General features: G+C 72.3%; 14 protein-coding genes and 1 tRNA gene. 10 read left to right on the top strand and 5 right to left on the bottom strand.

Features of this window, described 5'->3' with window-relative positions; genetic code table 11:
• The first annotated feature begins 8 nt into the window (after window positions 1-8).
• From OG230_RS19830 to OG230_RS19820, 3 genes are read left to right on the top strand one after another with little or no spacing between them, the layout of a single operon-like run.
• Entirely contained in the window at window positions 9-1286 is a 1278-nt protein-coding gene (locus OG230_RS19830) for a sensor histidine kinase (RefSeq protein ID WP_328905055.1), read from the top strand.
• Window positions 1283-1921, top strand: a complete 639-nt coding sequence (locus tag OG230_RS19825) for a response regulator transcription factor (RefSeq protein ID WP_328905054.1) — start codon at window positions 1283-1285, stop codon at window positions 1919-1921. The genes OG230_RS19830 and OG230_RS19825 overlap by 4 nt, the downstream gene beginning before the upstream one ends.
• A gap of 55 nt (window positions 1922-1976) precedes the next feature.
• On the top strand, window positions 1977-2477 hold the full coding sequence (locus OG230_RS19820) for a hypothetical protein (protein ID WP_328905053.1): 501 nt from the start codon (window positions 1977-1979) through the stop codon (window positions 2475-2477).
• Between the two features lie 21 nt (window positions 2478-2498).
• Here the strand turns inward: OG230_RS19820 and OG230_RS19815 are convergent, their stop codons facing one another.
• Window positions 2499-3206, bottom strand: coding sequence for a pentapeptide repeat-containing protein (locus tag OG230_RS19815; protein WP_328905052.1), 708 nt, complete (start codon window positions 3204-3206; stop codon window positions 2499-2501).
• Window positions 3207-3325: 119 nt separating this feature from the next.
• Here OG230_RS19815 and OG230_RS19810 point away from each other — a divergent pair, with 119 nt between their 5' ends.
• Window positions 3326-4519, top strand: coding sequence for an NAD(P)-binding protein (locus OG230_RS19810; protein WP_328905051.1), 1194 nt, complete (start codon window positions 3326-3328; stop codon window positions 4517-4519).
• A gap of 97 nt (window positions 4520-4616) precedes the next feature.
• A complete protein-coding gene (locus OG230_RS19805; RefSeq protein ID WP_328905050.1) occupies window positions 4617-5618 on the top strand; it encodes a zinc-binding dehydrogenase in 1002 nt (333 codons plus the stop codon).
• Between the two features lie 69 nt (window positions 5619-5687).
• Here OG230_RS19805 and OG230_RS19800 read toward each other — a convergent pair whose 3' ends face one another.
• A complete protein-coding gene (locus OG230_RS19800) occupies window positions 5688-6164 on the bottom strand; it encodes a GNAT family N-acetyltransferase (protein WP_328905049.1) in 477 nt (158 codons plus the stop codon).
• Window positions 6165-6204: 40 nt separating this feature from the next.
• Window positions 6205-7113, bottom strand: coding sequence for an aminoglycoside phosphotransferase family protein (locus OG230_RS19795; RefSeq protein ID WP_328905048.1), 909 nt, complete (start codon window positions 7111-7113; stop codon window positions 6205-6207).
• Window positions 7114-7131: 18 nt separating this feature from the next.
• Between OG230_RS19795 and OG230_RS19790 the strand changes: the two genes are divergently transcribed.
• Together OG230_RS19790 and OG230_RS19785 are read left to right on the top strand one after the other, a co-directional pair.
• Window positions 7132-7797: a rhomboid-like protein gene (locus tag OG230_RS19790; RefSeq protein ID WP_328905047.1), complete on the top strand. Its 666-nt coding sequence runs from the start codon at window positions 7132-7134 to the stop codon at window positions 7795-7797.
• Between the two features lie 46 nt (window positions 7798-7843).
• A complete protein-coding gene (locus tag OG230_RS19785; protein WP_328905046.1) occupies window positions 7844-9244 on the top strand; it encodes an NAD(P)/FAD-dependent oxidoreductase in 1401 nt (466 codons plus the stop codon).
• A 13-nt stretch (window positions 9245-9257) separates the two neighbouring features.
• On the opposite strand, the gene OG230_RS19780 is transcribed toward OG230_RS19785, so the two are convergent.
• Together OG230_RS19780 and OG230_RS19775 are read right to left on the bottom strand one after the other, a co-directional pair.
• The gene (locus OG230_RS19780; protein ID WP_328905045.1) at window positions 9258-9848 is read right to left on the bottom strand and encodes a DUF1990 family protein; all 591 of its coding nucleotides are present in this window, start codon (window positions 9846-9848) and stop codon (window positions 9258-9260) included.
• Between the two features lie 70 nt (window positions 9849-9918).
• Window positions 9919-9992 (bottom strand) — tRNA-Thr (locus OG230_RS19775).
• Between the two features lie 179 nt (window positions 9993-10171).
• On the opposite strand from OG230_RS19775, the gene OG230_RS19770 reads away from it, so the two are divergent.
• The 3 genes from OG230_RS19770 to OG230_RS19760 all read left to right on the top strand — a co-directional run bounded on the left by OG230_RS19770 (window position 10172) and on the right by OG230_RS19760 (window position 12706).
• On the top strand, window positions 10172-11308 hold the full coding sequence (locus tag OG230_RS19770; RefSeq protein ID WP_328905044.1) for an ABC transporter ATP-binding protein: 1137 nt from the start codon (window positions 10172-10174) through the stop codon (window positions 11306-11308).
• Window positions 11309-11537: 229 nt separating this feature from the next.
• Window positions 11538-11951, top strand: a complete 414-nt coding sequence (locus OG230_RS19765) for a hypothetical protein (protein ID WP_328905043.1) — start codon at window positions 11538-11540, stop codon at window positions 11949-11951.
• A gap of 35 nt (window positions 11952-11986) precedes the next feature.
• On the top strand, window positions 11987-12706 hold the full coding sequence (locus OG230_RS19760) for a nucleotidyltransferase family protein (protein WP_328905042.1): 720 nt from the start codon (window positions 11987-11989) through the stop codon (window positions 12704-12706).
• Window positions 12707-12749 lie beyond the last annotated feature (43 nt).

The raw sequence follows: 12749 nt of genomic DNA, 5'->3' as shown, positions 1-12749 counted from the left end.
AGTACGCGGTGCAGCACCGAAACGAACCGGACCTGAGCGCGGACCCCGACGCGCGGTGGCTCGCACTCCTCATGCACGCGGCGTTCTTCCTGCTGCTCAGCGCCTCTCTCGCGCGCTTCCTGCTCCGCCACCCCGGCGAGGCCCGCACCCCGTGGATCATCGCGCTGTCGGTCGGCCTCGCCGTGCTCTACCTCCTCGGTCCGGTCCTCGGCTCCCGCCCCACCCCCCGCCGGCTGGTCTGGCTGGGCGTCCTGGTGGTCGTCTGGATGGTCCTGGTCGTGCTCGCGCCGAGCTTCGCGTGGTGCGCGGTGCCGCTCTTCTACACCGGGCTGCGGATTCTGCCGCCACGCGCCGCGTACGCCCTGGTCGCGCTGCTGACCGTGTTCGTCGTCGCCGCGCAGCTGAGCCTGGCGCAGGGCTTCGATCCGAACCTGCTGCTGGCCCCGCCCGCCGTGGCCGCCGTCGCGACCGCCGTCTTCGTCCAGATGCAGCGCCAGGCGGCCCGGCAGCGCGAACTGATCGACGACCTGTTGCGCACCCGGCGCGAACTGGCCGCCACCGAGCGGCGCGAAGGCACCCTCGCCGAACGCCAGCGGCTGTCCATGGAGATCCACGACACCCTGGCGCAGGGCCTGTCGAGCCAGCAGATGCTGCTCCAGGCCGCCGCCCGCACCTGGGACGCCGACCAGCCCGCCGCCCGCCGTCACGTCCTGACGGCGACGGGCATCGCGGAGCGCAATCTCGCCGAGGCACGCCGCTTCGTCCACGATCTGGCCCCGGCCGATCTGGCGGAGGGCGGCGGACTGGAGGCCGCGCTGCACGCCCTCGCCGCCCGCGAGACGGTCCAGGGCCGGATCACCGTCCGCTGCCACGTGGAGGGCACCCCGCACACGGAGCTGCCGGACCGGGTCCAGTCCGCACTGCTACGGATCGCACAAGGGGCGCTGTCGAACGTGCGCGAGCACGCCGAGGCCACGGCCGCGGCGGTCACCCTGACCCATCTCGGCGACCGGGTCGTCCTCGACATCGCCGACAACGGCCGCGGTTTCACCCCCTCCGCGCCGGTGGTCCGGCCGCCCGGAGGCGTACGCGGCCATGGGCTGCCCGCGGTACGGGCGCGCGTCCAGCAGCTCGGCGGGACCCTGACGATCGAGTCCGCACCGGGCGAGGGCACCGTCCTGACGGCGGCGATCCCCCTCTACCCGGCGCCCGCCCCGCCCCCGTCGTCCTCGGCCCCGTCAGACCTGTCAGCCCCTCCGGCCCCGTCACGGGAGGAACCCGAATGACCTCGAACGTCCCCGGATCCGTACGCATCCTGCTCTGCGACGACCACGCCGTCGTACGCGCGGGGCTGCTCGCCCTGCTCGGCAGCGAACCGGACATCGAGGTCGTCGGCGAGGCGGGCAGCGGCGAGGAAGCCGTCGCGCTGGCCGCCAAACTCGCCCCGGACGTCGTGCTGATGGACCTGCAGCTGGGCGAGGGCATCGACGGCGTCGAGGCCACCCGCCGCATCGCGGGCACCGGCGGCGTCCACGTCCTGGTCCTCACCACGTACGACACGGACGCCGACATCACCCGCGCGATCGAGGCGGGCGCCACCGGCTATCTGCTCAAGGCGGAGCGCCCCGAGGAGCTGTTCGCCGCGATCCGCTCGGCCGCGCAGGGCCGCACGACCCTCTCCCCGCCGGTCGCCAGCCGGGTCATGGCCCGGATGCGCAAACCGCTGCCGACCCTCACCGAGCGGGAACTCGACATCCTGGGCCAGCTCTCGCAGGGGCTCGGCAACCGTGACATCGCCCGTGCGCTGTTCATCAGCGAGGCCACGGTCAAGACCCACCTGGGCCGCATCTACGACAAGCTCGGCGTCGACACCCGGGCGGGCGCGGTCGCCGTGGCGAAGGAACAGCGCCTGCTGCCCTGAGAGGGGTCCGGGATCGTGGCCGAGGCCATCATGCCGGGCATGACACCATCGACCTGTGCTCGACATCGGCTACTCCCTCTCCCGGCGCTTCCCCGACCCTCCGCAGACCGACTACCGGCGCGCGGACGTCCGTGCCCTGCGGCACGACCTGTTCTCCGGGGACGTCTACCTCGCGGACACCAAGGCGGACCGCGAGGTGTCCACAGCCTGGGGATGGGTTCCGGTGCTCGACTTCGCGTGGGCGCTGTGCGACATCGTCGAGCAGATCGACCAGGACCCCCGGGGCAACCGCTCGCACCGCGAGCAGTACGCCGAGCTGGACTTCACCGAGTCCTCGGACCGGATGATGTTCGAGCGCCGCTTCGGCTGGGTGGACGTCGAGGCCGACTGGATGCCCGGCGACGAGCCCCCGCTCACCTTCAGCCACTCCCTCCTGCGCCGCGAGGCCCGCGACTTCCTGCACGACCTGATCGCCGACCTGGCCGACATGCACGAGGGCCTCGCCGACAACCCCATCGTCTGGGACCTCCAGGCCCGCTTCCCCCGCATGCGCTGACCCCCGGCGTCGCACGCGGCCTCACGCCTCCACCCGCACCCCGATCTGGGCCGCGAACGCCGGGGCCAGCTCCATCAGCTGCGACGGGCTGATCACCGCACCCGCCAGCTGCTCCACGCCCCGCGCGATGTCCAGCTCGGCGACCGTCCGCAGATCCACCGACTCCATCCGCACGGCACTGAAGTCGGCCCGCTTCAGCACGCAGTCCCGGAACTCCACCCGCACCAGGTGCGCACCCCCGAAGTCCGGCTCGGACAGCACACAGCCCTCGAACACCACGTCCTTGAGCCGCGCCTTCCGCAGATTCAGATAGTCGATCTTCCCGCCGCGCACCAGGACCCGCTCCAGCACCGCGCCGTGCAGCTGCACCCCGCCCAGCCGCGCGTCCACGACCTCCACGTCGCGCAGCGACGCCCCCGCGAGATCGGTGCCCACGCCCCGTACGCCCGTCAGGACCGAGTCGATGAACCGGGCTCTGGTCAGCTCCGTACGGTCCAGGGCGCAGCCGTCCAGCGAACAGTCCATGAAGCGGGCGCCCGGACCCGACTGGTCGGCCAGGTCCACCCCCTCGAAGTGCACGCCGTCGTAGTCCCCGTCGGGCTCCAGCTCCTCCCCGTCGTACGCGACGAGCGGCGGCAGCCTGACCTCCGCCCGCCGCGCCGCCGCGACGGTGTCCTTCCTGCCCGTGCCCCTGCTGTCCCTGCTGCCTCTGCCGGTGCTTCCTGCCATGCCCCCATCGTGACGTACACCACTGACAACGCCCCGGCGCGGATGTCACGAACCACGCCCCCGCACCGTCAGATGGGCAGCAGCGTCCCCTGTCGCCCCACGGTCAAGGAGCTCCGGCCATGCAGCGCATCCACGTCGTCGGCGGAGGGTTCGCCGGTCTCACCGCGGCCGTCACCGCCGCGGAATCCGGCGCCCTCGTCACCCTCCACGAGGCCCACCACACCCTCGGCGGGCGGGCCAGGACGGCCGAAGGCCCGTACCTCACCAACGAAGGACCGCACGCGCTGTACTGCCGCGGCCCCCACTGGACCTGGCTCGAACAGCGCGGACTCCTCGGCCCGATCGCCTCCGTACCGCTCCTCGAAGGGGCCCGCTTCCACTTCCGCCGCGACGGCGTCCGCCGCAGGACCCCGCCCGCGGCCATGCTGAAACTGAGCCGCCGCAGTCCCCGGCAGGCCCCCGTCGGCCGCGACTTCCTCGGCTGGGCCACGGAGCAGGTCGGCGAGGAGGGCGCCCGCGCCGCCGCGCACTACATGGCGGTGGCGCTCTTCCACCACGACCCCGGTTCGCTCTCCGCCGCGTTCGTCCAGGAGCGGCTGCGCCGGGCCACCGCGCTGCCGCCCGAGGCGCGCTACCCGGTCGGCGGGTGGGCGCAGGTCATCGACCGGATGGCGGCCCACGCCTGGAACCTGGGCGTACGGATCGAGACCACCGAGCGCATCGGCGCCGGCTCCCTCGCCGCCCTGGCGCAGCAGGGCCCGGTGATCGTCGCGACCTCCCTCGACGCCGCCCGCACCCTGCTGGACGACCCCACGCTGGCCTGGGAGAGCGGGCGTACCGCCCTGATCGACCTGGCGGTACGGACCCGGCGGGGCGACGCGTTCGTCGTCTCCGACCTCGACGCCCCCGGCTGGATCGAACGCTTCACCGCCCAGGACCGCACCCTCGCCCCGGCCGGCGAACAGCTGATCCAGGGCCAGGTCCCGATCGCACCCGGCACTCCCCGGGCGGACGGCGTCGCCCGCGCCGAGCAGCTCCTCGACCTGGGCTTCCCCGGCTGGCGCGAGCGGACCACCTGGCGCCGCGAGGCGCTCGCCACCGGCCGGACGGGCGCCGTCGATCTGCCCGGCTCGACCTGGCGGGACCGGCCCGCCATCGACCGGGGCGACGGGATCTTCCTGGCGGGCGACCAGGTCGCCGCCCCCGGGCTGCTCAGCGAGGTGTCGTTCAACAGCGGGATCGAGGCCGCCGTGCTCGCGCTGAAGGGAGTGGAACGGCGCTCGGGAAGGGGACTCGACCACAGGAGGGCTTGACCTCAAGAGCGCTTGAGGTCGGAGGCTGGGCGGAGCAACAGAGAAGCAGACGGAATCCGACCGTCGGCAGCGCCGACACCGCCCCCGGGGAGCCCTCATGCACGCCATCCGCCTCCACGCCTTCGGCCCGGCCGAGAACCTCACGTACGAGCGGACGGAGGACCCCGTCCCCGCCCCGGGCCAGGTCCGGATCGCGGTCGCCGCGGCGGGTGTGCACCTCCTCGACACCGCGCTGCGCGAGGGCATGACCGGCCCGTACCCGGCCCCCGCCGAGCTGCCGACGATCCCCGGCCGCGAAGTCGCCGGAACCGTCGAGTCGCTCGGCGAGGGAACCGACCCCGCCTGGCTGGGCAAGCGCGTCGTCGCCCACATCGGCATGGCGCCCGGCGGCTACGCCGAACTGACCGTCGTCGACGCCGACAAGCTCCACGAGATCCCGGCCGGGCTCGACGAGGGCGAAGCGGTCGCGATGATCGGCACCGGACGCACCGCGATGGGCATCCTGCAGTTCACCGAACTCGGCCCCGATTCCGTGGCGATCGTCCCGGCCGCCGCCGGAGGCATCGGCACCCTGCTCGTGCAGTACGCCAAGAACGCCGGGGCCACCGTCGTCGGCCTGGCGGGCGGCCCCGCCAAGGTCGCCGCCGTCCGGGCGAACGGCGCCGACCTCGCGGTCGACTACACCCTTCCCGACTGGCCCCGCCAGGTCCGCGAGCACCTCGACGAGCTGGGCCGCGGCGCCACGGTCGTCTACGACTCCGTGGGCGGAGTCACCGCACGCGCCGCCGTCGGCCTCCTCGCCAAGGGCGGACAGCACGTCGTCTTCGGCTGGTCGGGCGAAGGACTCCACGACGGCCGGGCGCTCACCTTCACCCCCGAGGAGCTCGCCGAGCGGGGCATCACCTCAGAGGGCGTGCTCGGCCCCGTCATGATGCAGCGGGCCGGTGGCCTGCGCGCCCTGGAGGACCGTGCCCTCGCGGAGGCCGCATCGGGCCGGCTCCGCCCCGCGGTCCAGCGCTACCCGCTCGCGGAGGCCGCCGCCGCCCACCGTGCCCTGGAGAGCCGCGGCACGATGGGCAAGGTCGTCCTCGTCCCCTAGGTCGTGTCCGCAAAGTCTCGTCTGGCCGGCGGTGTCTGGCACGCCCTAGGACCGGACGGCCCGCGAGCGTCACTTCCCGCCGAGCTCCGCCAGCGCGTCGTCCGTCAGCCGGTACACCGTCCACTCGTCCTGCGGCCGGGCGCCCAGGGACTCGTAGAAGGCGATGGACGGCGCGTTCCAGTTCAGGACCGCCCACTCCAGGCGGCCGTAGCCCCGCTCCGTGCAGATGCGCGCCAACTCCGTGAGCAGCGCCTTCCCGTGGCCGCCGCCGCGCCGCTCCGGGCGCACGTACAGGTCCTCCAGGTAGATGCCGTGCACCCCGCGCCAGGTCGAGAAGTTGAGGAACCACAGCGCGAAGCCGACGACTTCACCGTCCTCGTCGGAGACGGCGATGTGCGCGTACGCGGCGGGCCGCTCGCCGAAGAGCGCCTCGCGCAGCTGCTCCTCGGTGGCGTTGGCCTCGTCGAGGGCCTTCTCGTACTCGGCCAGCTCACGGACCATGGCGTGGATGGCGGGGACATCATCGGGAGTAGCGATACGAATCATGGGGGCAGCGTAAACAAGCGCCCCCGAACGCCGCCGCCCCTTACCCGCGCCCCAGCAGCTGCCGGGCGATCTCCAGATGGTCGGGGGACGGCAGCCGCTCGTCCTCGATCGCCCACACCGACTGCTGCAGGACCCGCCCGAGCGTCCAGGCCCGCGCCCGCTCACGGTCGAGCCCCAGTACCTCCGTCATCAGGTCGAACCGCCACCGCACCTCGTGCGCGTCGAAGAGGTTGTCCAGCGCCGGAAACAGCTCGAACCCCGGGTCCCCGGCCAGCGGCTTCGGGTCCAGGGCGATCCACTCCCCCGCCCGTCCCTCCTCGGCGCGCCCGGCGAGGATGTTGTCGTAGTGCAGGTCCCAGTGCAGCAGCCGGTCCCCCGGCTCGCGCGCGACCTCCCGCAGCGCCGCCGCGCAGTCCCCCAGCAGCCGCCGCTCCCTCTCGTCGGGCAGCGTCTCGATCTCTCCGGGCGCCGCGCCCAGCAGCCAGCCTGCCACGTCGCCCAGACCACGCAGCCCCGCCGGAGCGGGCACGGCCGTCAGCCCGGCCAGCAGCTCCGCGAGCACCCGCACCGCCTCGCGCTCGTCGTCCATGGCCGACAACGGGCGCCGCTCGTCCAGCCGTTCGAGCAGCATGGTGCCGGTCTCCGCGTCATGGTCCAGCAGCCCCACCACCCCGGCCCCCGCGGCGCCCCACACCCGCAGCGCCACCGGCTCCCCGGCCGTCTCCTCGTCCAGCGCCTGGAGCTTCAGCGCCGCGGGACGCCCGTCCGCCTCCCGCACCACCGGCAGCACCAGCGCGCACATCCCGTACATCGCGGCCCCGTCCAGCCGCAGCCCCCACTCGTCCAGGAACCGGCCGGCCAGCCCCGGCAGCGCGGCGATGAACTCCCGCCCGGCCGCTCCCCGGTACGTGGACTGAGTGACGATCAGCTCATCCGGAATGTCGATCACACCCTCGATCGTAGACCCGTGCGTCAATCGTCTATGCCCCGAAAAAGTCCGGCCGCGCGTGCCCTCACCGCGATCCGCCGCTGGATCACCGGCGCTCCGGGCACGTACATCTGGCTGACCCTCCTCCTCGTCACCGTCGTCGTCCGGCGGCTGTCCCCGGAGTTCGAGCAGGAGTTCCTGGTCCAGCGCTCGGCGAGTGTCCACGCGCTCACGCAGGAGCCGTTCCGTGTCCTCGTCTCCGGGGCCCTGCGGATCGACGACGGCGACTGGCTCCTGTACGCCGTCCTGTTCACCGTCTTCCACGCCACCGTCGAGCACTGGCTCGGCACCCTGCGCTGGCTCGCCGTCGCCGCAACGGCCCAGTTCCTCGCCCCGTTCGTCGGCGCGGCCGTCCTCACCTGGGCCGTCCATCACGGCCACGCACCGCAGTACGCGGAGGACACCCTCGACATGGGGGCCGGCTACGCGCTCGCGGGGGTCGCCGCCGTCCTCACGTACCGCATCCCCCACCCCTGGCGGGCCCTGTACGCCTTCGCCGTGCTCGTCGTCCACGGCATCCCGCTGATCAGCGGCCGGACCTTCGGCGACCTGACCCACTTCACGGCCGTACTGATCGGCTTCGGCTGCTACCCCCTGACGCGAGGTCTCCCCCGGGGCAAGACGGAACGGGCCGCCGCGCAGTAACGTCCGCCACAGAAGCTCGGCTGTACACCGGACAAGCAGGGGAAACATGAGCACCGTCAGTACCGTCAACGGCGGCATATCGTTCTGGTACGCGCGGGAGGGCACCCCCGCCCCCCGCGAACCTCTGCCGGGCGACGCGACCGCCGACGTCTGCATCGTCGGCGGCGGATACACCGGGCTGTGGACGGCGTACTACCTCAAGAAGGCAGTCCCCTTCCTCAACATCACCATCCTGGAAGCGAAGTTCTGCGGTTACGGCGCCTCCGGGCGCAACGGCGGCTGGCTCTACAACGGCATCGCGGGCCGCGACCGCTACGCGAAGCTCCACGGCCACGACGCGGCGGTCCGCCTCCAGCAGGCGATGAACGACACCGTCGACGAAGTCGTCCGGGTCGCCGCCGAGGAGAACATCGACGCCGACATCCACCGGGGCGGCGTCCTCGAAGTCGCGTACACACCCGCCCAGCTCGCACGCCTCAAGGACTTCCACTCCGTGGAGATCGCCTTCGGCGAGACCGGCCGCGTCCTGCGCGGCGCCCGCGAGACCGCCGAACGGATCAGGGTCACCGGAGCGGTCGGCTCCAGCTGGTCCCCGCACGGCGCCCGCCTGCACCCGGTGAAGCTGGTCAAGGGCCTCGCCGACGCCGTGGAGGCCCTCGGCGTGACGATCCACGAGTCGACCCCGGTCACGGAGATCAAGCCCAAGCACGCCATCACCCCGTACGGCACGGTCCGCGCCCCCTACGTCCTGCGCTGCACCGAGGGCTTCACCGCCGGCCTCAAGGGCCAGCGGCGCACCTGGCTCCCGATGAACTCCTCCATGATCGCCACCGAGCCGCTCCCCAAGTCGGTCTGGGACACCATCGGCTGGGAAGGCCGCGAGACCCTCGGCGACATGGCCCACGCCTACATGTACGCCCAGCGCACCGCCGACGACCGCATCGCCCTGGGCGGCCGGGGCGTCCCGTACCGCTTCGGCTCCGCCGTCGACAACGACGGCCGCACCCAGCCCGCCACGATCGAGGCGCTGCGCGATCTCCTCGTCCGCTTCTTCCCCACCACCGCGGGTGCCCGCATCGACCACGCCTGGTCCGGCGTCCTCGGCGTCCCCCGCGACTGGTGCGCCACCGTCACCCTGGACCGCTCCACCGGCCTGGGCTGGGCGGGCGGCTACGTCGGCTCGGGCGTCGCCACGACCAACCTCGCGGCCCGCACCCTGCGCGACCTGATCCAGCAGGACTCCGGCCAGGCGGGTCCCACCGACCTGACCTCCCTCCCCTGGGTCAACCACAAGGTCCGCCGCTGGGAGCCGGAACCCTTCCGCTGGCTGGGCGTCCACGGCATGTACGCCGCCTACCGCGCGGCGGACCGCCGCGAGACGACGTCCCCGCGCCCCGGCACCGACCCGATCGCGAAGGTGGCGGACCGCATCGCCGGCCGGCACTGACCCCTCTCGGACCTCAGCGCCGCCCCGCTCCGGCGGCCCGGAGGGCCCGCCGGTAGCGGCGGCGGTACACACGCTGGGCGACCAGCAGCACGGGAAACACGTGCCGCCACCCACCGCGCGGGGCCCGGCTCGTCAGGGAGCGCAGGGTCAGCGTGACCCGGCCGTCCGGACTCCGGCTCACGACGAATGCCTCCTCGCCGGAGACCGGGTGGCCGGGCAGCGTCCCGTAGGCGAAGCCGCACCGGTCGGGGGTGTCGACGACGGCGACGACCAGGACCGGCTCGTGAACGGCCAGCGGGCCCCACGCCGCCGTGATCCGGTACTCGCCCCCCTCGGCGACCCGCTCACCGGCGCCCCCCACCGGGGTGACACGGAAGCCGCTGCGCCGCTTGATCCCCCAGCGCAGAACGGCCTCGGACGCCGCACGCCAGTCCTCGTCACCGCACCCGACGACGACGGACCCCTCGTACCGGCGGTGGCCGGCGACCTCCGCCGTCCACACCGCCTCACCGGGACACGTCGCACCCGCCGGGGCGTAGGTGAGCGAACCGGTCGCGGGACCACCCCGGTCCTGGCGGCGGCCTGCCGGGCTGTCCGGGGGCATGGGGCTCCTTGTCCGAGGGCGGAATCGCAAAGGGCCCAGGGCGGACAGTGTCCGGCCTGGGCCCTTCCAGAGCCCCCTGTCGGATTCGAACCGACGACCTACGCATTACAAGTGCGTTGCTCTGGCCAGCTGAGCTAAGGAGGCATTCCGGAGCAGTGTAACCAACGTCCCGCCCCGGACAGGACGGGATATTGGAGTGTTCTGGACTACTGACATATTCGAAATGGCCAGGTAGCGTCGCGGAAGGTTCACTCCGGTGGACCAGACCACTCCCTTACTCGGATCGTCCGGCACGTTCCTGCCGGTTGAGGAGAAGATTCAGCATGGCCAGTGTCACGTTCGACAAGGCGTCCCGTGTCTACCCCGGCTCCACGAAGCCGGCGGTCGACCAGCTCGAGATCGACATAGCGGACGGCGAGTTCCTCGTCCTCGTCGGTCCCTCCGGTTGTGGCAAGTCGACCTCCCTGCGCATGCTCGCGGGTCTTGAGGACGTCAACGGCGGCGCGATCCGCATCGGTGACCGCGACGTGACGCACCTGCCCCCGAAGGACCGGGACATCGCCATGGTGTTCCAGAACTACGCGCTCTACCCGCACATGTCCGTCGCGGACAACATGGGCTTCGCCCTGAAGATCGCCGGCGTGAACAAGACCGAGATCCGGGCGAAGGTCGAAGAGGCCGCCAAGATGCTCGACCTCACCGAGTACCTCGACCGCAAGCCGAAGGCGCTCTCCGGTGGTCAGCGCCAGCGTGTGGCGATGGGCCGCGCCATCGTGCGTGAGCCGCAGGTCTTCCTCATGGACGAGCCGCTGTCGAACCTCGACGCCAAGCTCCGTGTCTCGACGCGTACGCAGATCGCGTCCCTCCAGCGCCGCCTGGGCATCACCACGGTCTACGTCACCCACGACCAGGTCGAGGCCCTCACCATGGGCGACCGCGTCGCGGTCCTCAAGGACGGTCTGCTCCAGCAGGTCGACTCGCCGCGCAACATGTACGACCGCCCGGCGAACCTCTTCGTGGCCGGCTTCATCGGCTCCCCCGCCATGAACCTGGTCGAGGTCCCGATCACCGACGGTGGCGTGAAGTTCGGCAACAGCGTCGTCCCGGTCTCCCGCGAGGCGCTCACCGCCGCCGCGGACCGCGGCGACACGACCGTCACGGTCGGCATCCGCCCCGAGCACTTCGACATCGTCGAGCACGGCGGCGCCGCCGCGAAGGCCCTCACCAAGGACTCGTCCGACGCCCCGGCCGGCCTCGCCGTCTCGGTCAACGTCGTCGAGGAGCTCGGCGCCGACGGCTTCGTCTACGGCTCCTCCCGCGTCGGCGGTGCGGACAAGGAACTGGTCGTCCGTGTCGGTGGCCGCGCCGTCCCGGAGAAGGGCACCGAGCTGCACGTCGTGCCCCGCCCGGACGAGCTGCACGTCTTCGCGACCTCGACCGGTGAGCGCCTCACCGACTGACGTCACCCGCGCAACGTCCGGCCCCCGCACCCCGTATCGAACGGGTGCGGGGGCCGTTTGCGTGGTGCCCGATGTTTGGGGTTCCGATCCTGGCAGTCGACAAATACCCCGGCATATCTGGCATTTCGCCCGGATACGTCAACCAGGGATTCGAAAAGACTCCTCGAACCATCCCTCGCGAGGGTGACGAAATGTCGCCAAATCATCACTGACCGCTACGCTCGCCTGCGTGACCCACACCGCGCGCCGCATCGGCCGAACTCTCGCTCTCGTCCTGCCTGTCGTCATGGTCCTCTCCGGGACCCTCGCGGTGACCCGCGTGCCGTGGGCGGCTGCCAACCCCGAGTCCCAGCTGCTGACCGCGGCGTCGGAGACCGTGTCCAAGCCCGCCAAGCCCCGTACCCCGCAGGACATTCTGCGCGAGAAGCTGCTCCTGGAGCTTCAGGAGAAGGACCCGGGCGCCGCGTTGACGGACCTGCAGCGTGCCGTCGAGGCCCGCCCCTCGCTCGCCGGTCACTGCATGTCCATCGCCAGGGCACTCGGGAAGGCGGCGGTCGAGCAGTACGGCCCGACGCGCGCCCACCGCTTCTCCCGCCCGGTCTGCGACACGTCGTTCGCCTCGGGCGTCGCCCGGTTCAGCTGACCGTGATCGCGCCGGCACGGCATATCGTGCCTGGCATGCATACGTATCCGACACAGGCCGTGATCCTGGCAGGTGGCCAGGGCACGCGACTGCGCCCGTACACCGATGACCGCCCCAAGCCGATGGTCGAGATCCCGGGAACCGGGACCCCGATCATCGGCCATCAGCTTTCCTGGCTGGCCGCCGAGGGCGTCACGGACGCCGTGGTCTCGTGCGGCCACCTCGCCGAGGTCCTCCAGGACTGGCTCGCCTCGGCCGATCTCCCGCTGAACGTGACGACCGTGGTGGAGACCGAGCCGCTGGGACGCGGCGGTGGCCTCAAGTACGCCGCCGCCCGGCTGCCCGACCCGGGTCAGCCCTGGTACGCCTCCAACGGCGACATCTGGACGCGCTTCTCCCTGCGCGAGATGGCCGCATTCCACGCCGAACGCGACGCCACCGCCACCCTGGCCCTCGCCCGCCCACGGATTCCCTGGGGCGCGGTCGAGACGGACGCCTTCGGCCACATCACCGACTTCATCGAGTCGCCGCCCTCGCCGTATCTGATCAACGCGGGCGTGTACGTCTTCTCCCCCACGTTCACCACGCTGCTGCCCGAGCGGGGCGACCACGAGCGGACGACCTTCCCCGGACTGGCCCGGGAGCGTCGCCTCGCCGGCTATCCGCTGCCGCACGGGGCCTACTGGCGGGCGATCGACACCGCCAAGGACCTCACCGAGGCGGCGAAGGAACTCGGCGCCCACACGGGCCGGTAGCCGCCCCGGCGGGTACGTACGCGGAACATGCAGGAGGGGCGGT

The sequence above is a fragment of the Streptomyces sp. NBC_00234 genome, from assembly GCF_036195325.1.
GTDB lineage: Bacteria > Actinomycetota > Actinomycetes > Streptomycetales > Streptomycetaceae > Streptomyces.
Note: the sequence above shows the minus strand (reverse complement) of the source record. Positions and strands in the feature narration are given on the sequence as shown.